Below are 26,088 nucleotides of genomic sequence, written 5' to 3' on the forward strand. Positions count from 1 at the left end.
AAGAGCCTAGGGGATATGAAAATGAATATGCCTGCAAAAAACGCGGCTCCGGTGAAAACCCAGGAGCCGGCCAAAACCGCAATGTCGGCCCTGTGGCGCCCGGCGCTGGTCCAGGCCTTCGTCAAGCTGGACCCGCGCCAACTGCAACGCTCGCCGGTGATGCTGGTGGTGGAGCTGACGGCGATCCTCACCACAATCCTGTGCTTCGTGCCGGAGGTGGCCGTACCGACCTACGTCTCCGTACAAATCGCGGTGTGGCTGTGGTTCACCGTACTGTTCGCCAACTTCGCCGAAGCCCTGGCTGAAGGTCGCGGCAAGGCCCGCGCCGACAGCCTCAAGGCCGGCAGCGAGGGCCTCAGCGCCCGCCGCAAGGAAGCCGACGGCAGCTTCAAGGTCGTACCGGCCGCCAGCCTGCGTAAAGGTGATGTGGTACGGGTGGCCGCCGGGGAAATGATCCCTGGCGACGGCGAAGTCATCGAAGGTATCGCGGCGGTCAACGAGGCGGCGATCACCGGCGAATCCGCCCCGGTCATCCGTGAGTCCGGCGGCGACCGTTCGGCCGTCACCGGCAACACCCGCCTGGTTTCGGACTGGTTGATGATCCGCATCACCGCCAACCCGGGCGAGTCGACCCTGGACCGCATGATCGCCCTGGTGGAAGGCGCCAAACGCCAGAAAACCCCCAACGAAATCGCGCTGGACATCCTGCTGATCGGCCTGACGCTGATCTTCCTGCTGGTGGTGGTGACCCTGCAGCCGTTCGCCCACTTCGCCAATGGCAACCTGCCGCTGGTGTTCCTGGTGGCGCTGCTGGTCACCCTGATTCCGACCACCATCGGCGGCCTGTTGTCGGCCATCGGTATCGCCGGCATGGACCGCCTGGTACGCCTCAACGTGATCGCCAAATCCGGTCGCGCGGTGGAAGCAGCAGGGGACGTGCACGTGCTGTTGCTGGACAAGACCGGCACCATCACTTTCGGTAACCGTCGTTGCACCAACGTGATCGCCGCACCCGGTGTCAGCGGCAAGGAGCTGGCAGAAGGCGCGTTGCTGGCGTCCCTGGCGGACGACACGGCGGAAGGCAAATCCATCGTCGAATACCTGCGTGGCCTGCACCCGCAAGCCGAGCCGTCGACGGATGAGTTGACCTCCGTACCGTTCAGCGCAGAAACACGCTTGTCTGGCGTCGACTATCAGGGCCGCGTGTTCCGTAAAGGCGCGGTGGATTCGCTGCTGGCCTTCATCGGCCTGCAACGCCGCGACCTGCAACCGGCGCTGTCCCGTGAAATCGACAAGATCGCCCAGAGCGGCGGCACGCCGTTGCTGGTGTGTGCCGATGGCAAGTTGCTTGGCGCGATTCACCTCAAGGACGTGGTCAAGCCCGGCATTCGCGAGCGTTTCGCCGAGCTGCGCAAGCTGGGGATTCGCACCGTGATGGTGACCGGTGACAACCCGCTGACCGCTGCGGCGATTGCTGCGGAAGCCGGCGTGGATGACGTGCTGGCCGAAGCCACGCCGGAGAAAAAACTCGCGCGCATTCGTCACGAACAGAACGACGGGCGCCTGGTTGCGATGTGCGGCGACGGCGCCAACGACGCCCCGGCGCTGGCCCAGGCGGACGTCGGCATGGCAATGAACGACGGCACCCAGGCCGCCCGTGAAGCCGCCAACATGGTCGACCTCGACAGCGACCCGACCAAGCTGCTGGACGTGGTGCAGATCGGCAAGGAATTGCTGGTGACCCGCGGTGCGCTGACGACGTTCTCCATCGCCAACGACGTGGCCAAGTACTTCGCAATCCTGCCGGCGCTGTTCGCCTCCATCTACCCGCAACTGGGTGTGCTCAACGTGATGCACCTGCAAAGCCCGCAGAGCGCGATCCTCTCGGCCATCGTGTTCAACGCCCTGATCATCGTGGTGCTGATCCCGCTGGCCCTGCGTGGTGTGCGTGTGCAGGCGGCGAGTGCGGCAGCGTTGCTGCGTCGCAACCTGCTGATCTACGGCCTGGGCGGGATTGTGGTGCCGTTCGTGGGCATCAAGGCGATCGACATGCTGCTGACCGCGCTGCACCTGGTTTGACCCGATGCCTGCGGGTGCCGGGAAACCGGTGCCTGCAGGTTGCAATGACCGAATTGAGGAATTTGAAATGTCCAACATAATCCGCCCGGCCCTGAGCCTGCTGGTGTTGATGACCCTGATCACCGGCGTGGCCTATCCCCTGGTGGTCACCGGCGTGGCGCAAGTCGCGTTCCCTGACCAGGCCAACGGCAGCCTGGTGCGCGATGCCAGCGGCAAGGTGCGTGGTTCGAGCCTGATCGCCCAGGATTTCAGCGGTGACGGCTGGTTCCACCCACGGCCATCCGCCGGGGCGTTTGCCACTGTCTCCAGCAGTGCCAGTAACCTCGGCCCAAGCAATCCGACGCTGGCTACCCGGGTGTTCGACGACGCCAACAAACTGCTGGTGCCAGGCCAGGGGCCGGTGCCGATGGCAATGCTGACTACCTCCGGCAGCGGTCTTGATCCACACTTGCCACCACAGGCGATTGCCTATCAACTGGCGCGGGTGGCGGCCGCACGTAACCTGCCGGTGGCGACCCTGGAGCGCTTGATGGATGAGCACATCGAAAGCCCACTGGTGGGGCCGCCGGTGGTGAACGTTTTGGCGTTGAACATGGCGCTGGAAAAGTTGTAAGCAGTGGCGCCGCGAATCGCGGGCAAGCCCGCTCCCACAGTTGATCTTTGTTGAACACAAAGTCTGGATTCACTGAAGATCAAATGTGGGAGCCGGGCTTGCCCGCGATGGCTGCATCACAATCACTACATCAACACCTGAAGGAAGACCGCCCGCATGAGCGACTCCGGCCGCGCCGATGCCCTGTTAGCCGAACTACCCCGGGACGGCCGCGGCCGGCTCAAAGTCTTCCTCGGCGCCGCCCCCGGCGTGGGCAAGACCTACGCCATGCTCCAGGCCGCCCACACCCAGCTGCGCCAGGGCGTGCGGCTGATCGCCGGCGTAGTGGAAACCCACGGCCGCGCAGAGACCGAAGCCTTGCTCAGCGGCCTGCCGCAACAACCGCTGCTGCGCTCCGAATACCGCGGCGTGATGCTGGAAGAAATGGACCTCGACGGCCTCCTCGCTGCCAAGCCCAAACTGGTGCTGGTGGACGAGCTGGCTCACAGCAACGCACCTGGCAGCCGCCACGAAAAACGCTGGCAAGACATCCAGGAACTGCTCTCTGCCGGCATCAACGTCTTCACCACGGTCAACGTCCAGCACCTGGAAAGCCTCAACGATCAGGTACGCGGTATCACCGGCGTGCAAGTACGCGAGACCTTGCCCGACTGGGTCTTGCAGGAGGCCGACGAACTGCTGCTGATCGACCTGCCATCCCGCGAACTGCTGGAGCGCCTGCGCGACGGCAAGGTCTACGTGCCGGAACAGGCTCGCGCGGCCATCGACGCCTTCTTTACCCAGACCAACCTCATGGCCTTGCGCGAGTTGGCGATGCAAACCGCTGCGGCCCACGTCGATGACGACCTGGCCCAGGGGTATCGCCAGTTGGGCCAGGCTGCGCCCGCTGTGCGTGGCCGGTTGTTGGTGGGCGTGGACGGCGATGCCCAGGCCGAACGCCTGGTGCGCCACGCCAGCCGCGTGGCCCAGCGTCGGCATTTGCCGTGGAGCCTGGTGCATGTGGATAACGGTCGGGTGCGTGATGAACAATCGCGTCTGCGCCTGCAAAACGCCCAGCAATTGGCCGAGCGCCTTGGCGGTGAAGTGGTGTTGCTGCGGGCGGGGGAGGTGGCGAAGACGCTGATCCAGCATGCGGGCGAACGACGCGCCAGCTTGATTCTGGTGGGGCAATCACGTCCGCGCTGGCATCGCACCCTGTTTGGTGGTGGCCTGGCGTCACGCCTACTGCGCAATGCCCGGGGCCTGGAAATCAACGTCCTCGACAGCGACGAAATCCCGGCCCCACCACGCCTGCCGGATGTGCGTGGGTTGGTGTGGTTTGACTACGCGCTGGCAGTGGTAGCAACCGTGATCGCGGCGGCCGTCGCCTGGGGTGTCGCCAGTGTGCTGCCGTTGCCGAACATCTCGCTGGTGTTCCTCGCTGCCGTGCTGCTGGTGGCGGTACGCAGCAGCCTGGGCCCGGCGCTGGCGTGTGCGGCGTTGTCATTCCTGAGCTACGACTTTCTGTTTATCCCGCCGAATTTCTCTTTCGCGATCCAGCGTGAAGAGGACGTGCTGACCCTGTTGTTCTTCCTGCTGATGGCGGCGCTCACCGGCAACCTCGCTGCGCGCCAGCGTCGGCAGTTGCAGGCGCTGCGCGATACCCAGGAAGAAACCACCGAGTTGCTCGACCTGTCGCGCAAGCTCACCGCCGCCACCGATCGCCAAGCGGTGATCAGTGCCGCCGCGCATCATCTGGAAGGCTGGAGCGACCTGCAATTGTGCCTGCTCAACCGTGACGGGCAGGGCGACTGGAAGGTCGAGACCGGCGGCCCGATCACCTTCACCGAAGCCGAACGCGCCGCCGCCGATTGGGCCTGGCAGCACGATCAACCGGCAGGCATGGGCACCGGCACCTTGCCGTTTGGGCGCTGGTGGTGGTGGCCGTTGTCCGGCGAAGAAGGTCCGTTGGGTTTGTTGGGTGTCAGCCCGAAAGCCGGCCTGGAATTGAGCGGCCAACGCCGTCGCCTGCTCACAGCCCTGAGCCAGCCCTTGGCCCAGGCCCTGGCCCGGGCGCAACTGGGCCAGGAGCTGGAAGCCGCTCGCCTGCATGGCGAAACCGAACAGTTGCGCAGCGCGTTGCTGGCTTCGGTGTCCCATGATTTGCGCACGCCACTGACCTCCATGCGGGGCAGCATCGACAGCCTGCTGGCCCTCGGCGAAGCGATTCCCCTGGAGGATCGCCGGGAGTTGCTGGAAGGCACCCGCGATGAAGCCGAGCGCCTGGACCGCTACATCCAGAACCTGCTGGACATGACCCGCCTGGGCCATGGCGCCCTGAAGCTGGCGCGGGATTGGGTTTCCCCCGGCGATATCGTCGGCAGTTCCCTGGGCCGTTTGCGTGCGGTATTGGCGCCGCTGCAAGTGACCACCGACGTACCGCCCGAGTTGCCACTGCTCTACGTGCATGCGGCCTTGATCGAACAGGCGCTGGTCAACGTATTGGAAAACGCTGCACGCTTCTCGCCGCCCCAAGGCCGCCTGAAACTCAGTGCGGGTGTGGTGGATAACCAATTGTTTTTTGCCGTCGCCGATGAAGGCCCGGGCATTCCCGAGGAGGAGCGCGCGAAGATCTTCGACATGTTCTACACCGCCGCTCGTGGTGATCGCGGAGGGCAGGGCACCGGACTCGGCCTGGCGATCTGCCAGGGCATGGTCGGCGCCCACGGCGGGCATATCAGCGTGGCCGACGGCATTGAAGGCCGCGGCACCTGCATCACTTTATTCCTGCCATTGCAGGCCCAGCCTGGCCTGGAAAGCGAACCTTGAGCTACCCTCTTTTCTTCACGGATTTTGATTGGACACCATGAGCCAGACTGCGACGATTTTGGTCATTGACGACGAACCGCAGATCCGCAAGTTCTTGCGTATCAGCCTGGCCTCCCAGGGCTACAAAGTGATCGAGGCCGGCACCGGCAACGAAGGCCTGGCCCAGGCCGCCTTGAGTAAACCGGACCTGCTGGTGCTCGACCTTGGCCTGCCGGACATGGACGGCCAGCAGGTGCTGCGCGAGTTTCGTGAGTGGTCCACGGTGCCGGTGCTGGTGCTGTCGGTGCGGGCCAGTGAAGTGCAAAAGGTCGAGGCACTGGACAACGGCGCCAATGACTACGTGACCAAGCCGTTTGGCATCCAGGAGTTTCTGGCGCGGGTGCGGGCGTTGCTGCGCCAGGCGCCGGCGGGGGAGGCCCAGGAAGCGGCGTTGCGTTTCGGCCCGCTGACGGTCGACCTGGCCTATCGGCGAGTGCTGCTGGACGGTGTGGAAGTGGCTCTGACCCGCAAGGAATACGCAGTGCTGGCACAGTTGGCGCGGCATCCTGGGCGGGTGATTACCCAGCAGCAACTGCTCAAGGATATCTGGGGGCCAACCCATACCGAAGACAGCCATTACCTGCGGATTGTGGTGGGGCATCTGCGTCAGAAGCTGACGGATGATCCGACTCAGCCACGGTTTATCGTGACCGAGGCGGGTGTTGGGTATCGGTTGTTAAATAACGAATCCTGATTGTCCGTAGCAGCTGTCGAGCGCCAGCGAGGCTGCGTTGGACGCAACCCGGTGTTGTGCCAGTCTCGAATCGGTGGTGAGGCCAACGCAGCCTCGCTGGCGCTCGACAGCTGCTACGGGGCGTCAGTGTTGCTCACTCTCATACCGGTCCAGCGTATCGCTCGCAATCTCCCGCCCCAGGGCGATCAACTCCGGCGCCTTGTAAAACTCGAAAAACCGGCACACCCGCTTCGGCACGTTGATCAGGACATCCGGCGGATACCCTGCGATCTTGTACTGCGCCAGGGACGTCTGCATCACCTCGAAACTCTGGTTGATCAAATCCAGCAGCGACGCCGGTCCCACGTTATCGATGATGAACGAGCCGGTCGCCGACTTCGGCGCGCCGGCCTTTTCCGGGGCCGCCGCCGGTTGCTGCGCTTCGGGTTCGGCCGACTCCAGCCACGGGTTGATATCCGCGGCCTGGGCCAGCAGCGCTTCCTGTTCCAGCAGCAACAACTGCTCGGCCTGCTTGCGGCGGAACGGCAGGTGCGAACCCAATGAACGCACCAGGTTATCGAAGCGGCTCTTGAACGCCGGCGGACGCTGGATCACCGGCAGCGTGTAGTGCTTCTGGTTGGTGGAGTTGAGGTTGACCGCAATGATCAGGTCGCAGTGGCTCGACACCACCGGCACGATCGGCAAGGGGTTGAGCAGGCCGCCGTCCACCAGCATGCGGTTGCCTTGCATCACCGGGGTAAACAGGCTGGGAATCGCCGCCGAGGCACGCATGGCCTGGTGCAGGCAGCCTTCCTGGAACCAGATTTCCTGTTGGTTGGTGAGGTCGGTGGCCACGGCGGTGTAGGGAATGCGCAGGTCTTCGATGTTGATCTCGCCGACGATCTTGCGGATCTGCCCAAAGACCTTCTCGCCACGGATTGCTCCCAGGCGAAAACTCACGTCTACCAGGCGCAGCACGTCCAGGTAATCGAGGCTTTCGATCCAGTTCCGATACTCGTCCAGCTTGCCCGCGGCATAGATCCCGCCCACCACGGCACCCATGGAGCAGCCGGCAATGCAGGCGATGTCATAGCCGCGCCTTTCGATTTCCTCGATCACGCCGATATGGGCGTAGCCCCGGGCGCCACCGGAGCCCAGCACCAATGCAACACGTTTCTTCATGACCTGATCCTTCGCAAAACAGGTGCCCACAATGCACCCATCGAGGGGCACGCTTCAATCATCACGGTCGCAACCGATTATTTTCGCAAGTGGGCTACTCCGCTCGGGTATGCTCTGGCAATCGGCGCTGCGGATTCAGGCAGTCGGATAAGGCACTTTTCGGTGTGGGCAACGTCTACTCCTGTGACTGTTTTTTCTTTTCTTGAGGTGTCATTTGATGAAAGCCTGGATGTGTGTACCTGTGATCGTGTTGGCCTTGGCCGGTTGTGCCGGGAAGACCGCTTATCGCGACAGCTGCGGCACGCAACTGGATGCAGCGTGGCACGAGCTTGACCTGGCCAAGGCCGAAGGGTTTGCCGGCACCGTGAGTTACTCCAAGGCCCTGTCGTTGTTGACGGGCGCCAAGACCCAGCAGCAGTTCGAAGCGTTTCAAGGCTGCTCGGAAAAGGCCGAGAAAGCCCGTTTCTACATTCGTGAGTCTCGCGCAGGACGTTGACCCGTAGCAGCTGTCGAGTGCAACGAGGCTGCGTCGGCGGCCTCAAGCCCACCCAGGATTAATCATTGAGGAGGAAAGGATGTCAGCCTTGGTAGATCAGTTGGTCGCTCAGGTCATAGGCCTGGAAGTAGGGTTGCTGAACTGCCAGGCGCGACTCGCCGCCGTCACGGATGACGAGGCCCTGCATGATCTGCGCACCACCGTGCGGCGCTTGCGCAGCCTGTTGCGGCCATTGCGCGGGTTGCCCGGTGTCGAGCAACTCGAACAGTCCGCCAGTGCCGTCGGCCAACTGACCACGCCGTTTCGTGACCGGGAAGTGTTGGCGGCGTACCTGCACCAGCACGGCCATCATGAGGCGGCTGACCGGCGTATCCGTCAGCAACCAGCCACTTATCGCTCGGTCGCACAAGGGCCGGAGCTGGCGCATTTGCTGCTGATCCTCGAGGCATTCCCCCGCTTTATCCGTGCATCCCAACGGCAGAAATTGCTCAAGGGCTTGCGCACTCGGATTGAAAAGCGGCTGGCCAAGCAATGGAAAAACCTCGGCGAGGCGCTGAACGACCCCAACCATGATCGTCATCGCCTGCGTCTGCTGATCAAGCGCGTGCGCTATGCCGCCGAAGCTTATCCCGAGCTGGACAAGCTGCCCCCCAAGGCCGTGTCCCGTCTCAAGGCGGCCCAGGGTGCCCTTGGCGATTGGCATGATTGCTGGCAATGGCTGGCGCAAGCCGGGCACGAGCCGGATTTGCAGCCGTGCGTGTCGGGCTGGCATCGCACCATGGCCGAGGCCGAAGGGCGGGCGGATCGTGTGCTGGATAAACTGAGCGCCGACTGCTTCGCTTGAGCCCGCGGCCTATCTGTCCGGACTTTTGGCTGGAATAGGTGCTGTACGGCGCAGGCTGGCTGGTTAAGATCCCTCAATCCTTTTTCAAGTTGAGATCGCCATGCGCTTTAGTGATTTGCTCGACGCTGCCCGCAGCCATCCCCTCGACATTTCGATTCCGGCCGAATGGGCCCAGGGCCGCGCCAGCTTTGGCGGCCTGGTCGCGGCGTTGGAGTACGAGGCCTTGCGCGCGCAGGTTCCGGCGGATCGCCCGTTGCGTTCGCTGGCGATTACCTTTGTCGGCCCGGTGGCGCCGGAGGTGTCCGCCCGCTACGAAGTCGAAGTGCTGCGCGAAGGCAAGGCCGTCAGCCAACTGCTGGGCCGCGTGGTGCAGAACGGCGAAACGATGACGTTGGTGCAAGCGAGTTTTGGCGCGTCGCGCCCGTCACAGATCGACGTCGCGGCTGAACCTGCGCCCACCTTCAAACACTGGGACGAGTGCCAGGAGTTGCCGTACATCAAAGGCGTGACGCCGGAGTTCATGCGGCACCTGGCGATGCGCTGGAGCGTGGGCGGCCTGCCGTTCACCGGCAATAAATCCCGTGAGATGGGCGGCTGGGTGCGCTTGCGTGGCGATGTGAAAGAGGAGCCGCTGACCGAAGCGCATCTCCTCGCGCTGGTGGATGCGTGGCCACCGTCGGTGCTGCCGCACCTGACCCGGCCGGCCGCCGGCAGTACCCTGAGCTGGACCATCGAGTTCGTCCAGCCGCTGCAAAAACTCAGCACCCTGGACTGGTGCCAATACCTGGTCCACATCGAACATGCCCGCGACGGCTACGGCCATGCGGCTGCGCAGCTGTGGAGCCCGGACGGCCAGTTGATCGCTATCAGCCGCCAGTCGGTGGTGGTGTTCGCCTGACCCGTCAGACCAATAGGTGTTGATCGTGGGAGGCGTCGCTGGCGCGCGCCTCCAGGCTACGACCGTGATGCTGCAAAGCCAGCGCGGCCACAATGCCGACAACCCCGATAGCAACGCTCGCCAGGTTCTCGCCGAACACGCCAGACACCATCAGCAGAAAGCCGATCACCAGCAGCGGCAGCGCCAGCAGCTGCAACACTTGATTGGTCGCGTGCTGATGATTCTGCGGTTGGTTGCGCCATTGCCAGGCGGGGAGATTTGGATGACGTTTGCCCATGATCGTGATTCCTCTGTCCGTTGAAACATCTTGGACCGAGTGTAGGACGGGCAGGGCGGCGCGGCGAATCAAGGATGGCTATGGGGGCCATAGCCATCCCTTCAGGGTCTACAGCTTCAACTGTCCGATGGCCTTGCTCAGTTCCCCGGCCAGGGTCGCCAGCTCATTGCTGGTGGTCGCCGAGTCCACGGTCTGTTGCACGGTGTTCTCGGTGACGTCACGAATGCTCACCACCGCTCGATTCATTTCCTCGGCCACGTGACTTTGCTGTTCGGCCGCGACGGCAATCTGCGTGTTGCTCTCGCGCATCTGCGCCACGGCGCCGGTGATTTCGGCGAGGGCAATCCCAGCTTCCTGGGCCTGCTGCACGCAGTCGTCGGCCTTGAAGGAGCTTTCCTGCATAAAGTCCACCGCGTCCCGGGTGCCGGCCTGCAGGGCGGACACCATGCGTGTGATCTCATCGGTGGAGCTCTGCACGCGCTTGGCCAGGTTGCGCACTTCGTCGGCCACCACGGCAAAGCCCCGGCCCATCTCGCCGGCGCGGGCGGCTTCGATGGCGGCGTTGAGGGCCAGCAGGTTGGTCTGCTCGGCGATGCTGTGAATCACCCCGACAACGCTGTTGATTTTCTGGCTGTCCTCGGCCAGTTTCTGGATCATCTCGGCGGTCTGCTGCACGCCGCTGGACAGCCCGGCAATCGAGCGTTGCACCCGGCTGACCACTTCCTGGCCGCTGCCGGCGAGGGTGTCGGCCGTCTGGGACAAGTCGCGGGTGGCGCCGGCGTGCTGGGCGATGTGGTAGACGGTGGCGGTCATCTCGTTGATCGCGGTGGCGGCCTGGTCGGTTTCGCTTTGCTGGCCGAGCATGCCGTGCTGCACCTCGTTCATGCTGCTGGCCAGGCGAGCGGCACCGTCGTCCAGTTGCTTGGCGGTGCGTGCCACGGTGTTGACCACCCGCTGATAACCCGCCTGCATCGCGTTAAAGGCACTGGCCATCTGCCCGACTTCGTCCTTGCAGGCCAGGGGCACGCGGGCCGAGAGGTCGCCGGTTTTCTCGACGTGAAGCATCACGTCTTTCAAGGTATTGAGCTGGCTGAGCAGAAAACGGATCAGCAGCTGTGAGGCGCCAAGCATGGCCAGCATCAGAATCATCACTGCTACGGCGTAGTTGGCGAAACGCTCTTCGAAGACCTGGCTCAAGCTGGGTGCATAGGCCAGCACAGCGACCTGTTGGCCGTCGGCACGGCTGATCACCTCGGCGCCCATCAGCGGGTTTTCGCCGAACAGTGGCATGGGATTGATATCCACCCAGCCGGTGGCTGTGGCGAGGGCTGACAGATCCTGGTCGCCCAGCTGCGGGATTTTGCCCTTGGCAAACGTCAGCCAGTGCTCGCCCTTGGGCAGTGGCTGGCCGGCGGGCCAGGCGCCGAGCAGGTGGGCCTGGGCTTGTGCTGAAGCCTGAGAGGCTTGGCTGCGGGCCTGTTGTTCGAGCTGCACGGCGTACAACACCAGCAACAGGGTGGTGATGAAGGCGACCGCGTTGACGGCCCAGAATTTGTACTTCAGCGAGATGTTGCTAAGCCAGGCACCCATGGAAGGTTTTCTCTGATAGCGGAAACAGCATTGGCAAGGTGCCATTATTGTGCCGCTATCGAGCCAGCGGGTTTTGATATGGGTCAATGCGCCGCGTCAATCCGGCACAGGCAATCCAAAAAACGCGCGGGCGCAGGCGGTGCTGTGTTGCGCCAGGTCTTCCACGGTTTCTTCGCGGTGCAGGGCAACTTCCCGCAGGACTTCCGGCAAATAGGCGGGCTCGTTGCGACCGTTTTTCGGCTTGGGCCGCAGGGTTCGTGGCAGCAGGTAGGGCGCATCGCTTTCCAGCATCAGGCGGCCCCTGGGAATTTCCCTGACCAGCGGATGCAGGTGCGTCCCACGGCGCTCGTCGCAGATCCAGCCGGTGATGCCGATATGCAGGTCCAGGTCGAGGTAGCTGAACAACGCACTCTGCTCGCCGGTAAAGCAGTGCACCACGGCGGCCGACAGGTGATCGCGATAGTCCCGCAGGATTTCCAGCAGGCGCTGGTTGGCGTCGCGTTCGTGGAGGAACACCGGAAGTTTCAACTCCACGGCCAGGGCCAGGTGTTCTTCGAGGACTTTTTCCTGCTGGGGGCGTGGCGAGAAATCCCGGTTGAAATCCAGCCCGCATTCACCCACCGCACGCACGCGGCTTTCGTTGAGCAAGCCGCGCAGGCGCTTGGCGCTCTCGGCGTTCCAATCGCTGGCGGAGTGGGGATGGATGCCGGCGGTAGAGAACAGGCGCTGGCCACTTTCGTCCAGTCGCTGGCACAGCTCCAGGGCCTGTTCGCTGCCGTCGACACTGGTACCGGTGAGCACCAATTGGCTCACCCCGGCGGCGTAGGCACGGTCGAGGACGGCCTGGTGCTTTTCGTCGAAACTTGGGTTGGTCAGGTTGACGCCGATATCAATGAGTTGCATGGTGCTACCTCCGCCTGCGGTCGGAAAGCATATCAGAGCTGTAGATTTATAAGAAAAGCCAAGAACTACAACGAGTTAAAGCTGTCTTTGAAAGTCGCAAGTAACACCGTGTTTGGTTTATTGCCATCTGCCGTGCCACCCTTGCGCCCAAAGCCTGCGCTCATGGCGCTCTGTTTCTGTCCCCCAACGCCTCGTTTTTCGCGACGCAATGGGCAGTATTCTTTCTTCCGGAGAGCGGATGATCCGACCCTCGGCGTTGCTTATGTTGTGCCTGACGTTACTGCTGCCCATGGCGGCGGTTGCGCGTCTGGACGGGCCGCTGGAAGTGACCCGGACCGGCAAGGTCCGCGACCTTGCGGAGATCCGCAGCAGCCGCACGTTGCGGGTGTTGGTCAACCAGAGCCGTAACAGCTCCGGCGAAGTCCAGGGCCAGGCCATCGGTGTTGAATACCATCGCCTGCGGGCTTTCGAGCAGTACCTCAACGGTCACGCCCGTGACGGTGAGGAAATCAACCTCAAGATTATTCCCAAGGCCAAGGACCAGTTGATCGGTGCGCTGGCCCGTGGCGAGGGCGACCTGGTGGCCCCCGGTGAATTGCTCGACGTGAAGGCCGCCCACAAGATAGCCACCAGTGACCCGATCGCCAGTAACGTGCCGTTGTGGCTGGTGGGGCTCAAGGGCGAGCGACGGTTTACCAAGCTGGAGCAACTGTCCGGGCGCACGCTGGCCCTTACCACCGGCAGCGCCGCGTCGGATGCAATCAATCAGGTCAACCAGAAGCTGGCGCTGCACAAGTTGCCGCCGGTGAAGGTGGAATGGGTAGACCCCAGCTTGGCGGTGGAAGACGTGCTGGAGATGGTCCAGGCCGGGATTTTTCACCTGACGATTGTCGAGCGGCCGATTGCCGAGCGTTGGGCGAAGATCCTGCCCAAGCTGCGTTTTGACCGGCAGGTGACCATCAGCGAGCCGGGCGAAGAGTATTGGTTCGTACGCCAGGATGCCTCGATGCTGCGGGCCAGCATCGACCGTTTCCTCAAGACCTACCGAACGCCGTCTGACCAGGATGTGGCGTTCCAGCGCATCTATCGTCGCCTGTATCAAGTGCGTTACCCACTGGCCAGGGCCGACCGCCAGCGCCTGGAAAAGCTGCGCCCGGTGCTGCAAAAGCATGCGCACGAGCAAGGCATGGACTGGCTGAACCTGGCCGCGCTGGCGTTCAAGGAGTCGGCCCTCGACCCCGGCGCGCGAAGCAGCGGCGGCCCCACCGGGTTGATGCAGATCACCCCGTCGGCGGCGCAGCGGGTTGGGGTCAACAACATCGAAAGCCTGGATAACAATGTACAGGCGGGCGCGCGTTACCTGGCGATGATCCGGCGCAAGTTTTTCTCCAGCCCCAAGCTCAACGAGCGCGAGCGCATGGCCTTTGTGCTGGCGGCCTACAACATGGGGCCGGAGCGGGTCCAGGGCATGCGCGCTGAAGCCCGGCGCCGGGGGCTTAACCCGAATCAGTGGTTCTTCCAGGTCGAGCGCATTGCCATGGAGCAGGTGGGAATGAGTGGCGTCAGCTATGTTAATAGCGTGAACAAGTACTACCTGGCGTTTGACCGGGAGCGGGAGTCTCTGGAGCCTGCAGCGCCAAGGGTAGCCTCACGCAAATGATCTATTAAGTCGATTATAATTAGCCGTTTTATCGGCTTTTATCATTGTTTAAACTGATTAATATAGCGGCCAACCACCCCCTACATTGAAAAGGATTATCAGCATGAGCCCATTGATCACCCGCGTCCTCTCCACCCGCGCCGGTTACGGTTTGACCGTCCTGCGGATTTTTGTCGGGATCATCTTCGCCGCCCACGGTTCGCAGAAACTCTTTGGCTGGTTTGGCGGCGGCGGCCTGGCGGGCACAGCCCAATGGATGGAAAGTATCGGCCTGACCCCGGGCACCCTGATGGCGCTGTTGTCCGGCGGTACCGAGTTCTTCGCCGGGCTCGCGCTGATCATCGGTTTGCTGGCGCGGCCTGCGGCGTTGGGCTTGTCGATCATTTCCCTGGTAGCGATTTTCTCGGTGCATATCCATAACGGTTTGTTCATGGCCAACAACGGTTATGAGTTCGCCCTGGCGTTGCTGGGCGGTACGCTGGCGGTGTTGGTGGAAGGTGCAGGCAAACTGTCTGCCGACCGCGCCATCACTCACTGATACTGCGCAACGCCCTCTAAAGGCCCGCCCGTGCGGGCCTTTTCATTGCTCGGGATTCTTGACACCGCCCTACGGGCTTCTCTAGGATGTTGCCCATGCGCCGATTTAAACAGCTAATTGCGGGGCGCCACCGGTGACTGATCACAGTCCCGACAGAAGCCAGAGCCCATGGGCCGGTTTCGAAATTCCGCTAAAGCGCTGGTTCGGTGTTGCCTCTCACCTGCCCGCAGACTTTTGAGGCAGAGACACGACACGATGAATGCACTACGCCCCCTCATACGCTTGGCCCCGATCACCGCGGACCTTACCCAACGCAATCCAAAAATCCTTCTGGGCGGCAAGCATCAGCCGACGCTGTTGCGTTATCTGGATGGCTGGCCGCGCCGTACCGGGCGGCCTTCAGCCTTTCTGATCCAGTTCGTGGAAGATGGCGACTCCCTTGCGCGCTTTGCGTCCAACAGCTTTGACTTGGCCGTTATTCAAGCGCCGAGCGCGAGTGATGCGCACGAAGTGATACGCCAGTTGACCCGAATTGCCCGGCAAGGGCTGATCGCCCGGCGCTGAGCCTTCAATAAAACGCCGTTGAAGGCAGGTGCCGGCGACGGCGGCGCCACCAGCAGATGGTCCACGCAATCAGGCACAGTATCAGCGGTATCGGCAGGATATTGAGCAGCTTCACCTTGCGCTCCAGGGCATGAACCTGGGCGTATGCCTGAACCTTAATCGCGTGAACTTCCATGGGGATGCGCAAACGCTCCTTGTTGAGTGCTTGCAGCAGTGCGTTGGAGGTTACCGCCTGGGTCGCGGGGGAAATTGTCCGGGGGGTCAGCAATTGCCATTCCTTCTCCGTTCGTTCCAGGCGTTGCACCCGTTCGGCCGACTTTTCCCGATAGGCCTGTTCAGCCTCTTCATGCATAGCCAGCAGCACCTGCAGTGATCGACCGCCGCCTGCGCGGGGGCGAACGTTCATCAGCGCGTCGGGTGCTGCCAGGTTATCCAGGGTGTTCAAGACAAACATTGCGTTGTTCGACGAGGCTCCGCTCATCGCGCGATTGTTTTGGGGCACTCCTGCCACACGGTCGCTGAGCAGATCGGTATCGGCGACCACCACGACGTGGATGTTCTCAGACTTTTGCAAACTGGCCTCACGCCCGCCTTGCCCCTCAGGAAAAGCGGAATAGGCGGGTCCCTCCACACGGGCTGCGATCACATGCTGTTGGCCGCGTGTGGCTGCCTCGTTGATCAGTGAATCAAACGGTGCCGGCTCGGCAACGCGCTTGGCATCAAGCAGGGCCGCTTGGCCGGAGCTTTGGAGCAGGGGAGTGAAGGTCATGCGGCTTTTCTTCGCGGGCGCCAGTGCACCACTGCTCAAGACATTCACGCTGTGGAGTTTCCAGGTGCTGATGTCATCCTGTGTCATCGCCTGGCGGGGCAAGGTCAGTGCAGCGGGATGGCGCACCGCTGGCTGGCCGGTGGCGATGATTACTGAGGTGGCATAGTTGCGGTCGGCAATGACCTTATTCGCAGGCATCTGGATACTCCAGGCTGTCAGCAGTGTTTGCAGCTTGGGGTTTTCAGGGGGGTAGGGGCTGGTATCCAGCCCGGTTAGCGGGTCGATAAACATCATCAGCCTGCCTGAGCCAAGCACAAACTGATCGATCGCGTACAAGGTTTGATCCGGCAGTTTGCCGGGGTGAACCACCATCAAGGTTTTGACGTGTTCGGGGATTTTCTCGATACCGGGTGCCAGGCTCACGAGATTGAATTGGCGGCGCATCGCTTGAACCACCTGCCAGTCAGGCGTATTCACGCCGTTGCGCTCGTCGCGTTCACCGTCCATTGGCAGCCCGGATATCAGACCTATAACGGGTTGCTCCGGGTGGATGACTTTATGAATCAAATGGCTGATTTCATATTCCAGCAGCGACTCCCGGTCCGGGCTGAATGAATCAATGCTGTGTGGCCCATGGCCGGCGCTGGTGCCGACAAGGCCAAAGAACCCTTGTTGGTCGTCAAGCCCCAGTAGCCTGGCTTTGTATTCATCTTCCGAAAAAGGGGCGGGGTCGATGAGGTGCAGGTTGATTTTGCCCTGTGCCGCTTCTTCATACTCTTTGAGCAGCAACTCCACACGTTTACCGTAGCTTTCTATCGCGCTGGTTTTTTTCGGATGTTTGCTTGAGTTGAAAAAGTACAGATCAACCGGCTGTTCCAGTGAGGCAAGTAACGTCTGTACCGGGGCAGAGAGTGTGTGGATTTTTTGTTCTGAAAAATCCAGCCGCAGATTGGGAAGTTTCAGTGCCCATACCAGGTTAAAAGCGAGAAAGAGTAGCAGTAGGGTGATAATGGTGAGGCTGGCGCTTAGTGGCGATTTCATCGTGATTTGTCCTTCTCAACCGTTTCTGGCATTCAGGGCAATGATCGCAGCAGCGAGAAAGGCAACGATCATGCTGATGAAGTACACACTGTCTTGAAGAGCAAAGACGCCTTGGCCAATGGCATCAAAGCGTGTCGACGGACTCAGGGAAAGAATACGATCAATGAGCCAGATTGGCGCTTGGTGTTCAATGGCATCAAGAATGGAGGACAGCCCGCTGGCGGCCAGGAGCAAACACAGTGTGACGGTAAATGTAACGGCGCGGTGATTCGTCAGTGTGCAAATAAGGCAGCCAGCCGATAAGTAGCTTCCCGCTAACAACCAACTTGCCAGGTACTGGGAAGCAATGACTGTATTGTCCGGGTTTCCCAAATAGTTGACGGTGATGACGATGGGAAAGGTCAATAACAAGGCAATACCGGAAACGACCCAGGCGGCCAGAAATTTCCCGATAACGATTTCGAAACAAGTGACCGGCAGGGTCTTTAGAAAGTTCATGGCGCCCGCGTTGGGCTCGTCTGCCCAAAATTGAATGGCAAGAAAAGGTATCAATAGTAAATAAAGCCATGGATGCAGTTGAAAGAAACCGTATAAGTCAACACTGCTTTGTTCCAGTAGCTGGCTTGTATGGAAGCCAAAGGCAGTGGCGGCTGTCAGGAAAACAGCAGTGCTCAGATACGTGACGGGTGCTGAAAAGTAACTGACAAGTTGACGCTTGAATATCACCGGTAGAAGTTTCAATTCGAGGCCTCCTGGCTCATGTGGCGGACCACTTCGTGCAGGCGCCCGAGTTCGAGGTTCAGGGCGTTGATTTTCCACCGGCGGTGGGCGATCAGGGCATTGATCTGGGGATAAATCGTTTGCCCCGGGATAGCGAGTATGGTCACCGTGCCGGGGGTCTCACGGTCTTCCTCGATGCCGGCGACGCCTGGCAATACTGCCAGGGCCAGCAGGTCCAGTGGCGTATCGGCTGCAAGGGTGACCGCCTGGTAATGACGGGAACTGCGTTGCAATTCGGGCAGGGAAGTGTCTGCCACCAGGCGGCCGTCGGCGATCACCAGTGCCCTGTTACAAATACTGGTCAGCTCTTCAGGAGAGCGGGACGCGACGATGATCGTCATTTCATCGTTGAGCGACTTGATGAGCATTCTGACTTTGTGTTTTTGATCGGCGCTCAGCCCTTCCGTTGGCTCGTCGAGCAACAGCAGGCCGGGGTCATGCAGGATTGCCTGGGCGATGGCGACTTTGCGTTTCAAGCCTGCCGTGAGCGTTTCGATCGGGCATTTGAGTATCCGCCAGAGCTCCAGCCGTGCGACCGCCCGGTCAATCATCTTGCGCTTTTGCGCGCCGCGGAATCCGCGTACGTCAGCAATAAAATCAAGATATCCTTTCACGCTCATTGCGTTATGGCTTGGAAGTGATTCTGGCTGGTAGCCCGTCATCTTCTTTGCCTGGAATGCATTGAGGGCTATATCGTTACCGAATATTTTTATTTGGCCTGAAGAGGGTGTGATCGAGCCTGATATCATTTTGATGATAGTTGTTTTCCCTGCACCATCATTTCCAAATAATCCCAGGCATTCCTGGGTTTTGGCGTTGAATGACATATCATGGATAATGCTTTTTGCGCCCATGTTTTTTGTCAGGCTCGTTATCTCGATCATTATGCTTTTCTACTGAATGAATATGGCGAGGCCCGATTGAATCGATACCCCGATTAACCTGCATGACCCGCAGGTTGTGAGTGCTCGAAAAGTCAAAATTTGAAATATTTATGATTGGCGTATGTCCAGTGTCGTACTGTTAAAAAATGGTACGTTCAATAGGCTGTCTTGGAAACGCCGAAGTGCCCGAATAAGATAAGTCCTACGTACAACGCGATAACGCGCATCAACAATTGTTATATTGTTGATGCGTCAATTGTTGTCATATTTTATTTGGTGTGAATTTGACGTTCTGCCAATTTCAAATGGAGCCTGATCATCATGCTGCTTCTACGTACCCTTGTTCTTGAGCAGTCCGGGCATGATGCGCCGGTCAACGGTGCACTGCTTTGTAGTTTTGCGGTGGCTCAGATTGCTTCCAATTTCCTTGCCTATAGCCTGGATGAAGAGACAGAGCCCGGTAGTTCACGGGTATATCTCGCGGCGCTGCGTAAAAAGTCCGAACGCTACTTTCTCGGAGCGATAGATTCCAAGGAAGACCTGCAAACAGCGACCCGTGTCTTCAAGCAGATCCTGACACTTGCCGCTGCGCCCGTGGCAAAATCCGCAAGCACCGGTGAGCCCCAGATTCCCTATCATTTCGTTGATCTGAAAGGCTGCAAACTGCCACCTGCCAGGCCTGAAGATCATCATTCGTTGACGATCAAGAAATCCCTGGTGATGAAGGTGATCACCCTCGGCACTTCCGCGCCCGGCTTGCCCGCTATCGAAAGCAACTCATTGATCGTGCCGTCGATTCGTTTCTCCTCAACGATGGTTTCTCCTCCACGGGCCCTTGAACATTCAGAGCCTGCGCCGCCGGTACCCGAACCCCTCGTTGAACCGCCACCCTCAGCATTGGTCGAGGCACCCGTGGTCGCCGCTCCACTGCAGGCCCCGGTAATCCGACAACCTGAACCCGCCCGGCAAGACTCGCCCACACTATTCGAGGTGGACGATACGCTCGCCAATCTTTCCCGAGTGGCGCAAGAGTTGACGCAGCAGAAGCTCGCTGTGCTCAGGCAGGAGGAAGCGCTCGAGCAGCTGAGTCTGGAACTTCGTCAGGAAAAGGCCGACTTCGAGCAGGAGAGCCAGCGCAGCGGCGAGAGCATTGCCGAGAAAGAAGCGTCCCTGCAGTTGTTGGCCCACACGCTGACTGCCCGGGAGGAACAACTGGCCGGCAGCGCCGCGTTAAACCAGGCGGAGCAGCGTCGAATGGATGAGCGTGCGCGCTATCTGGAGAGCCAGGAAACCCGGTTGCATGACCGTGACCTGGCGGTTCGCCACAAGGAGCAACAGTTGGCGGCAGCACTGTTTCAATTGCCGGTTCTGCGGGACAACCTGAGGGTCGCGCTTCAAACCCTGGATGAGTCTCTTGCTTGGCTGAGCGAGACTGGGCGCTCCCAGCCTGAAGGGCACCCGCTTCAACCGGATGCGAACTGACGCGGCGTTGGCTGCCGGAATCCAGCGCTGGGTCTGGCTACTTTCCTGCGTTCATTTATCATCGACCCCCACAGTCTGCATCGGGCGTTAATTGCGCTGTGCAGGCCGCGGCTGCGGGTCTGAAAAATGGAAACTTCCAGGGGATGTAGAGCTTTTGAGCACCAAGCTGATTACCAAAGAAGGTCATGAAGCCCTGAAAAAGGAGCTTGATTACCTGTGGCGAGAAAAGCGCCCTGATACCACCCGTAAAGTGACGTGGGCCGCTTCCCTGGGAGACCGGAGCGAGAACGCCGACTACCAGTACAACAAGAAGCTGCTGCGGGAGATTGATCGCCGTGTGCGCTATCTGCGTAAGCGCCTTGAAGACATGCGCGTGGTCGAGTACATGCCGGAGCAGGAAGGGAAGGTATTTTTCGGCGCCTGGGTAGAGATTGAAAACGAGCAGGGGGAGACCAAGCGTTTTCGCATCGTGGGTTACGATGAGATCTATGAGCGCATGGACTACATCTCCATCGACTCACCCATGGCCCGGGCATTGTTGCGCAAGGAAGTGGATGATGAAGCGCTTGTGCAGACTCCAACCGGCGAAGTGTGCTGGTGGATCACGGCTATCGAATATGTGAAGTAACAGCGGATGGCCCGTGCTTTTTAAAGAGCGCGGGCCATCTGCGTTTTCAGCCCTCGCGCAGCACCGTTAACGGGCTGGCATTCAACGCGCGGCGGGTGCCGAACACGCCGGCGCCGCCGATCAGCACCGCGCCGATCACCGGCAGCAGCAACAGCCATGGATGCGGGTGCCAGGTCAGGTCGAACGCATAGCGATACAGCACCAGCGTCACCAGTTCCGTGCCCAGCGCTGCCAGCAGGCCGCTGACCGCGCCCAACAACCCGAACTCGATACGCCGGGCCTTGACCAGCAACTTGCGCTCCGCCCCCAGCGCCCGCAGCAGGGCACCTTGGCGAATCCGTTCATCAAGTGTGGCCTGCAGGCCGGAGAACAACACGGCCATCCCCGCAGCCAGCACAAACAACAGCACGTACTCCACCGCCAGGGTGACCTGGGCCAGGATGCTGCGCAGTTGCTCCAGCAGGGCCTCCACTTGCAGGATGGTCACCGCCGGAAAGGCCCGGGAGAGGTCGACGATCTGCTGGTCATGACCGGGCGCCAGGTAGAAGCTGGTCAGGTAGGTCGCCGGCAGGTCCTTCAAGGTGCCGGGCTGGAAGATCATGAAGAAGTTGGGCTGGAAGTTGTCCCAGTTGATTTCCCTCAGGCTGGTAACTCGCGCTTCACGGTTCTCCCCGCCGACGGTGAACACCAGGTGATCGTTGAGCTTGAGTTTCAGGCTATCGGCAACCTTGGCCTCCACCGAGACACCGGGAATCTCGTCGCTCGGTTGCGTCGTCCACCAGGATCCTGCCGTGAGTTTGTTACCCGGTGGCAGATCGGCGGCCCAAGTCAGGCTCAAGTCCCTCTGTACTGCGCGGTCGCCGCTGGAGTCCTTGCTGACGATCTCCTGCACCGGCGCGCCATTGATACTGATCAGTCGCCCCGGCACCACCGGGTACAACGGCGCAGACTGCGCCTGCAACTCCAGGAGGCGGGCGCCGAAGGTGTCTTTGTCGGCGGGCAGGATGTTCAGGGCGAAATAGTTGGGGGCGTCCTTGGGCAACTGGTTTTGCCAGGTGTCGAGCAGTTCGCCACGCAACAATGCAATCAAGCCCATGGACAACAGGATCAACCCGAACGCCAGGGACTGGCCCGCCGCGGCCAGTGGATGACGCAGCAACTGGCCCAACCCCAGGCGCCAGGGCAGGGAGGCCCGGGCCAGCAGGCGACGCAGGCTCTGCAACAGCAGCAGGAGCAGTCCGCCGAGAACCAGCGCGGCGATCACGCCGCCACCCAGCAGGGCGAAGGTCAGCACCAGGTCGAGACTCAGGCGCCACATGATCAGGCCCAGGGCGAAGAGCGCCGCGCCGTAGACCATCCAGGTGCTGGAAGGGATCGGCAACAGGTCGCGCCGCAGTACCCGCAGCGGTGGCACACGACCCAGCGCGGCCAGTGGCGGCAGGGCAAAACCGGCGAGGGCCACCAGCCCGGTGCCGATCCCGGCGATGGCCGGGAACAGCCCGCCAGGCGGAACATCCGCCGGCAGCAGGTCATGCAACAGCGCAAACAGCCCCAGTTGCGCCAGCCAGCCGAGCAGGGCGCCGGTCAGGCTGGCCAGCAGCCCCAACACGGTCAGTTGCAGGCTGAACAGCAACATGGTCTCGCGCCGCGACAACCCGAGGCAGCGCAGCAAGGCACTGGCATCAAAGCGTCGACTGGCGAAGCGGTTCGCCGAGAGTGCCACCGCCACCCCGGAAAGAAGCACTGCCACCAGACTGGCCATGTTCAAGTAACGCTCGGCCTTGCCCAAGGCACCACCGATCTGCTGGTTGCCGTCGCGAGCATCCTGCAGCCGCTGGTTGGCCGCGAGGCCGGGCTTGACCAGGTCGCGATAGGTTTGCAGCACGGTGCCGCCCTGGGGCGCGCGCCAGAGGTCGCGATAGCTCACGCGGCTGCCGGGCTGCACCACGCCGGTGGCATTGAGGTCGGCGAGGTTGATCATCACCCTGGGCGTCAGGCTATAGAAGTTGCCGGCGCGATCCGGTTCGTAGGTCAGCACGCGAGCCAGACGCAGGGTCTTCATGCCGACGTCGATACTGTCGCCGATCTTCAGGTTCAGCGCCGTCAGCAGCCGCGCTTCCACCCAGGCTTCACCGGGTTTGGGACCACCCCCGGCGGTTTCTGCGCCGAAGGGCTCGGCGGCGCTCTTCAGCTCGCCGCGTAACGGATATTCCTCGTTGACCGCCTTGATGCTGGACAGCTGGATGCCATTGTCAGTGGCAATCACGCTGGAGAACTCCACGACCCGGGCGTGCTGCAAGCCCAACTCGGTGCCGCTCTGGATTTGCTCGGTGCGGGCGGGCGAACTGCCCTCAAGCACCAGGTCGGCCGCCAGGAATTCGGTGGCGCGCAACATCATGGCGCCGTTCAGGCGGGCACCGAAGTAACCGATGGCGGTGCTGGCGGCGACGGCCACCAGCAGCGCGAAGAACAGCACGCGCAGTTCGCCGGCGCGGGCATCGCGCAGCAACTGGCGAAGGGCAAGGCTGAACAGGCGCAACAGCGGCAAACGTGCCATCAAGGCTCCAGGGGCGCGACCATCAGGCCGGCTTCAAGACGGATCAGGCGTCGGCAACGGTGGGCCAGGCGCTCGTCATGGGTGACGAGCACCAGGGTCGTGCCGCTCTCTTTGTTGAGTTCGAACAGCAGGTCACTGATGCGCTCGCCGGTGTGGCTGTCGAGGTTGCCGGTGGGTTCATCGGCAAACAGCACATCCGGTTCGGCGGCAAACGCCCGGGCAATCGCCACTCGCTGCTGTTCGCCGCCCGATAGCTGGCGGGGCGAGTGGGTGAGGCGCTGGCCCAGGCCGACGCGTTCCAGCAGGTGTTTGGCGCGTTCGCGGGCGTCCTTGCGGCCGTCCAGTTCCAGCGGCAGCATCACGTTTTCCAGCGCATTGAGACTGTCGAGCAACTGGAAGGACTGGAACACAAAACCCACGTGTTCGGCGCGGATGCGCGCACGTTGATCTTCGTCGAGGGTGCTCAGGGCCTGGCCGGCGAGGGTGACTTCGCCGCTGCTGGGCAGGTCGAGGCCGGCCAACAGGCCGAGGAGGGTGGATTTGCCGGAACCGGAGGCACCAACGATAGCCAGGCTATCGCCCTTGTTCAGTTCCAGGCTCAGTTCGTGCAGGATAGTCAGTTCACCTTCCGCGCTGGGAACCACTTTGCTAAGGTTTCGCGCGGTGAGAATGCTTGCGCCCATGGAGAATCCAATGCGAATGTGGTTTTTGAGTGCTGGCCTGGCCTTGATGTGCATGGCCCAGAACGCAGCGGCGGGTACAGTCCTGATCGTTGGCGATAGTATCAGTGCCGGTTTCGGACTGGATACCAGCAAAGGGTGGGTAGCGTTGTTGGGACAACGGCTCAAGAGCGAAGGTTTCGAGGATAAAGTGGTCAACGCCTCCATCAGCGGCGACACCAGTGCCGGAGGCCTGGCGCGGCTGCCGGCGGCGCTTGCAGAGCATAAGCCGGACGTGGTGATCATTGAGCTGGGCGGCAATGACGGCTTGCGTGGACAGCCGCCGGCGCAATTGAAACAAAATCTTGCATCGATGATCGACCAGTCCAAGGCCGGCGGTGCCAAGGTGCTGTTGTTGGGCATGCAGTTGCCGCCCAATTATGGGCCGAAATACACCACGGCATTTGCCGAGGTCTACGGGGCCCTGGCCAAGGAAAAAAGCGTTCCGCTGGTACCGTTTTTCCTGGAGGGCGTTGGCGGTCATCCGGAGCTGATGCAGGCTGACCAATTGCACCCGGCGGTTGGCGCGCAGGGCAAGTTGCTGGAAAATGTCTGGCCAACGCTAAAACCACTGCTATGACGCTTTTCTAGCAGCGGTCTTTCGGCTAAGGTGGCGCCCCCCCGATTTGGAGCCCCCGATGTCGCGTCCTGCCTGGTCCCTGTTTGCCTACCAACTGATCGAGCCTGACGAGCAGCTGGATCTGTTCGCCTGCCAGGAAGTCCGGGTGCATCTGGTGACGCGTCAATTGGAGTTGGGCGGGTCCATCGACCGTACCCTCTGCGGTACGTTATTGCCCGCTCAGCCACGCTGGTCGTCGGTGGATCGCTCGATCTTCCAGGACCAGCGTTTGTGCCCCTTATGCCGGGCGATCCTTGAGTCGCAAAAGCGCGGCACACCGCCGATCTGGCCAGAGCTGCGCTTCGAACTTTGAATATGGGTGCCCGCCGGGCAGCCGTGTACAATCCATTTTTTACTACCCGTCGATCTGCGAAGGAATTCCCGGATGTTGTCGCGCCTCTCCGTCGTCACCTGCTGCCTGTCTCTTGCTGCGCTCTGCGCGGCCGGTTCCGCTGCAGCCTTGCAGTTGCCTTTGCCGCCACCGGGTGAAGATATCGTTGGCCAGGTCCAGGTGATCAAGGCCAAGTACGAAGATACCTTCGCCGACCTGGGCACGACCTACGACCTGGGTTATTCGGAGATGGTCGCGGCCAACCCGGGCGTCGATGCCTGGTTGCCGGGGGCGGGTACCGAGATTGTGCTGCCGACACGCTTCATCCTGCCGCCGGGCCCGCGTGAGGGCATCGTGATCAACCTGGCGGAATACCGGCTCTACTACTACCCCAAGGGCCAGAACGTGGTGTACACGTTCCCGCTGGGTATTGGCCGTGAGGGCTGGGGCTCTCCGGTCGCCCACACCACCATCACGGGCAAGATCCCCAACCCGACCTGGACCCCGCCCGCCTCGATCAAGGCCGAACACGCTGCCAACGGCGACCCGCTGCCCAACGTGGTGCCGGCCGGCCCGGACAACCCGCTGGGGCCGTTCAAGTTCACCCTCGGCACCCCGGGTTACCTGATCCACGGCTCCAACATGAAGTTTGGTATTGGTACCCGTACCAGCCACGGCTGCTTCCGCATGTTCAACAACAACGTGCTGGAAATGGCGAGCATGGTGCCGGTGGGCACGTCGGTGCGGATCATCAACGATGCCTACAAGTTCGGCGCAGCCGGTGGCAAGGTGTATCTGGAAGCCCATACGCCGCTGAACGACGACGGCACCCCGTCGGTGGTCGATAAGCACACTGCGGTGATCAACGCCTTGCTCAAGCGTGAAGACCTGTCCAGCAACCTGCGGGTCAACTGGGACCAGGTGCGTGACGTAGTTGCCGCCGAAGACGGTTTGCCGACCGAAATCGGTGTGCCGGGCGGGGCGCCGATGGTGTCGAGCACGCCGGTCGATCAGTAGGAGCAAGCTTGCTCGCGAAAAACTCCCGAGCACCGCGTTCTTTCAGGCTGCACGCGTCATCGTTGACGATCTTCGCGAGCAAGCCCGCTCCCACGAA

The 26,088-nt window shown here is 61.5% G+C and carries 23 protein-coding genes and 1 pseudogene; 15 read left to right on the forward strand and 9 right to left on the reverse strand.

The features are described 5' to 3' along the window. Positions 1-21 precede the first annotated feature (21 nt). From kdpB to M2400_RS07590, 4 genes are all read left to right on the forward strand, one after another. A complete protein-coding gene (kdpB, locus tag M2400_RS07575) occupies positions 22-2,079 on the forward strand; it encodes a potassium-transporting ATPase subunit KdpB (protein ID WP_259196068.1) in 2,058 nt (685 codons plus the stop codon). 67 nt (positions 2,080-2,146) lie between these two features. Beyond that, positions 2,147-2,692, forward strand: coding sequence for a potassium-transporting ATPase subunit KdpC (gene kdpC, locus M2400_RS07580; RefSeq protein WP_259196067.1), 546 nt, complete (start codon positions 2,147-2,149; stop codon positions 2,690-2,692). A 156-nt stretch (positions 2,693-2,848) separates the two neighbouring features. Then, entirely contained in the window at positions 2,849-5,500 is a 2,652-nt protein-coding gene (locus M2400_RS07585) for a sensor histidine kinase KdpD (protein WP_177113270.1), read from the forward strand. A 37-nt stretch (positions 5,501-5,537) separates the two neighbouring features. Then, positions 5,538-6,233 (forward strand): response regulator, encoded by a 696-nt coding sequence (locus M2400_RS07590; RefSeq protein WP_259196066.1) that lies wholly within the window; start codon positions 5,538-5,540, stop codon positions 6,231-6,233. Positions 6,234-6,356: 123 nt separating this feature from the next. Here the strand turns inward: M2400_RS07590 and M2400_RS07595 are convergent, their stop codons facing one another. After that, positions 6,357-7,394 carry a patatin-like phospholipase family protein gene (locus M2400_RS07595; protein ID WP_177045505.1) on the reverse strand — a complete coding sequence of 346 codons (1,038 nt, stop codon included), beginning with the start codon at positions 7,392-7,394 and terminating at the stop codon, positions 6,357-6,359. Between the two features lie 217 nt (positions 7,395-7,611). Here M2400_RS07595 and M2400_RS07600 point away from each other — a divergent pair, with 217 nt between their 5' ends. The 3 genes from M2400_RS07600 to M2400_RS07610 all read left to right on the forward strand — a co-directional run bounded on the left by M2400_RS07600 (position 7,612) and on the right by M2400_RS07610 (position 9,632). Continuing rightward, complete coding sequence (locus M2400_RS07600; RefSeq protein ID WP_177045503.1) at positions 7,612-7,890, forward strand: hypothetical protein; 279 nt, start codon at positions 7,612-7,614, stop codon at positions 7,888-7,890. Positions 7,891-7,969: 79 nt separating this feature from the next. After that, complete coding sequence (locus M2400_RS07605; RefSeq protein ID WP_177075605.1) at positions 7,970-8,734, forward strand: CHAD domain-containing protein; 765 nt, start codon at positions 7,970-7,972, stop codon at positions 8,732-8,734. Between the two features lie 100 nt (positions 8,735-8,834). Continuing rightward, on the forward strand, positions 8,835-9,632 hold the full coding sequence (locus tag M2400_RS07610; protein ID WP_177045499.1) for an acyl-CoA thioesterase II: 798 nt from the start codon (positions 8,835-8,837) through the stop codon (positions 9,630-9,632). Between the two features lie 19 nt (positions 9,633-9,651). Here M2400_RS07610 and M2400_RS07615 read toward each other — a convergent pair. The 3 genes and pseudogenes from M2400_RS07615 to M2400_RS07625 form a co-directional block, all read right to left on the reverse strand. Beyond that, positions 9,652-9,909 (reverse strand): annotated as a pseudogene (locus M2400_RS07615) (terminase); the annotation flags it as partial. A gap of 108 nt (positions 9,910-10,017) precedes the next feature. Beyond that, complete coding sequence (locus tag M2400_RS07620) at positions 10,018-11,499, reverse strand: methyl-accepting chemotaxis protein (protein WP_259196065.1); 1,482 nt, start codon at positions 11,497-11,499, stop codon at positions 10,018-10,020. 96 nt (positions 11,500-11,595) lie between these two features. Next, positions 11,596-12,402: a TatD family hydrolase gene (locus tag M2400_RS07625; protein WP_177075601.1), complete on the reverse strand. Its 807-nt coding sequence runs from the start codon at positions 12,400-12,402 to the stop codon at positions 11,596-11,598. Positions 12,403-12,640: 238 nt separating this feature from the next. Between M2400_RS07625 and M2400_RS07630 the strand changes: the two genes are divergently transcribed. The 3 genes from M2400_RS07630 to M2400_RS07640 all read left to right on the forward strand — a co-directional run bounded on the left by M2400_RS07630 (position 12,641) and on the right by M2400_RS07640 (position 15,164). Then, complete coding sequence (locus M2400_RS07630; protein WP_259196064.1) at positions 12,641-14,062, forward strand: transglycosylase SLT domain-containing protein; 1,422 nt, start codon at positions 12,641-12,643, stop codon at positions 14,060-14,062. Between the two features lie 103 nt (positions 14,063-14,165). Further along, a complete protein-coding gene (locus tag M2400_RS07635) occupies positions 14,166-14,600 on the forward strand; it encodes a DoxX family protein (protein ID WP_177130564.1) in 435 nt (144 codons plus the stop codon). A gap of 255 nt (positions 14,601-14,855) precedes the next feature. Further along, on the forward strand, positions 14,856-15,164 hold the full coding sequence (locus M2400_RS07640) for a class I SAM-dependent methyltransferase (RefSeq protein WP_177045487.1): 309 nt from the start codon (positions 14,856-14,858) through the stop codon (positions 15,162-15,164). A 4-nt stretch (positions 15,165-15,168) separates the two neighbouring features. Here the strand turns inward: M2400_RS07640 and M2400_RS07645 are convergent, their stop codons facing one another. Genes M2400_RS07645 through M2400_RS07655 form a run of 3 tightly spaced genes read right to left on the reverse strand, consistent with a single transcriptional unit; the run spans position 15,169 to position 18,638 of the window. Then, complete coding sequence (locus M2400_RS07645; protein ID WP_259196063.1) at positions 15,169-16,974, reverse strand: Gldg family protein; 1,806 nt, start codon at positions 16,972-16,974, stop codon at positions 15,169-15,171. Between the two features lie 15 nt (positions 16,975-16,989). Continuing rightward, the gene (locus M2400_RS07650) at positions 16,990-17,715 is read right to left on the reverse strand and encodes an ABC transporter permease subunit (protein ID WP_177075591.1); all 726 of its coding nucleotides are present in this window, start codon (positions 17,713-17,715) and stop codon (positions 16,990-16,992) included. After that, positions 17,712-18,638, reverse strand: coding sequence for an ABC transporter ATP-binding protein (locus tag M2400_RS07655; protein ID WP_177045481.1), 927 nt, complete (start codon positions 18,636-18,638; stop codon positions 17,712-17,714). Before M2400_RS07655 ends, M2400_RS07650 begins: the two co-directional genes overlap by 4 nt. 321 nt (positions 18,639-18,959) lie before the next feature. On the opposite strand from M2400_RS07655, the gene M2400_RS07660 reads away from it, so the two are divergent. Both M2400_RS07660 and greB read left to right on the forward strand, forming a co-directional pair. After that, positions 18,960-20,120, forward strand: coding sequence for a hypothetical protein (locus M2400_RS07660; RefSeq protein ID WP_177045479.1), 1,161 nt, complete (start codon positions 18,960-18,962; stop codon positions 20,118-20,120). A gap of 154 nt (positions 20,121-20,274) precedes the next feature. Beyond that, entirely contained in the window at positions 20,275-20,748 is a 474-nt protein-coding gene (gene greB, locus M2400_RS07665) for a transcription elongation factor GreB (RefSeq protein ID WP_010176181.1), read from the forward strand. Positions 20,749-20,794: 46 nt separating this feature from the next. Here the strand turns inward: greB and M2400_RS07670 are convergent, their stop codons facing one another. Together M2400_RS07670 and M2400_RS07675 are read right to left on the reverse strand one after the other, a co-directional pair. Next, a complete protein-coding gene (locus M2400_RS07670; RefSeq protein WP_177075587.1) occupies positions 20,795-23,305 on the reverse strand; it encodes an ABC transporter permease in 2,511 nt (836 codons plus the stop codon). Further along, positions 23,305-23,988, reverse strand: coding sequence for an ABC transporter ATP-binding protein (locus M2400_RS07675; protein WP_003218726.1), 684 nt, complete (start codon positions 23,986-23,988; stop codon positions 23,305-23,307). The genes M2400_RS07670 and M2400_RS07675 overlap by 1 nt, the downstream gene beginning before the upstream one ends. Before the next feature lie 10 nt (positions 23,989-23,998). Between M2400_RS07675 and M2400_RS07680 the strand changes: the two genes are divergently transcribed. From M2400_RS07680 to M2400_RS07690, 3 genes are all read left to right on the forward strand, one after another. Then, entirely contained in the window at positions 23,999-24,604 is a 606-nt protein-coding gene (locus M2400_RS07680) for an arylesterase (RefSeq protein ID WP_259196062.1), read from the forward strand. Between the two features lie 58 nt (positions 24,605-24,662). Further along, positions 24,663-24,956, forward strand: a complete 294-nt coding sequence (locus M2400_RS07685; RefSeq protein WP_003218723.1) for a hypothetical protein — start codon at positions 24,663-24,665, stop codon at positions 24,954-24,956. Positions 24,957-25,028: 72 nt separating this feature from the next. Further along, positions 25,029-25,991, forward strand: coding sequence for a L,D-transpeptidase family protein (locus M2400_RS07690; RefSeq protein WP_177045471.1), 963 nt, complete (start codon positions 25,029-25,031; stop codon positions 25,989-25,991). Positions 25,992-26,088: the final 97 nt, after the last annotated feature.

Origin of the sequence: Pseudomonas sp. BIGb0558, from assembly GCF_024807515.1 — a bacterium.
GTDB classification, from domain to species: Bacteria; Pseudomonadota; Gammaproteobacteria; order Pseudomonadales; family Pseudomonadaceae; genus Aquipseudomonas; species Aquipseudomonas yamanorum_A.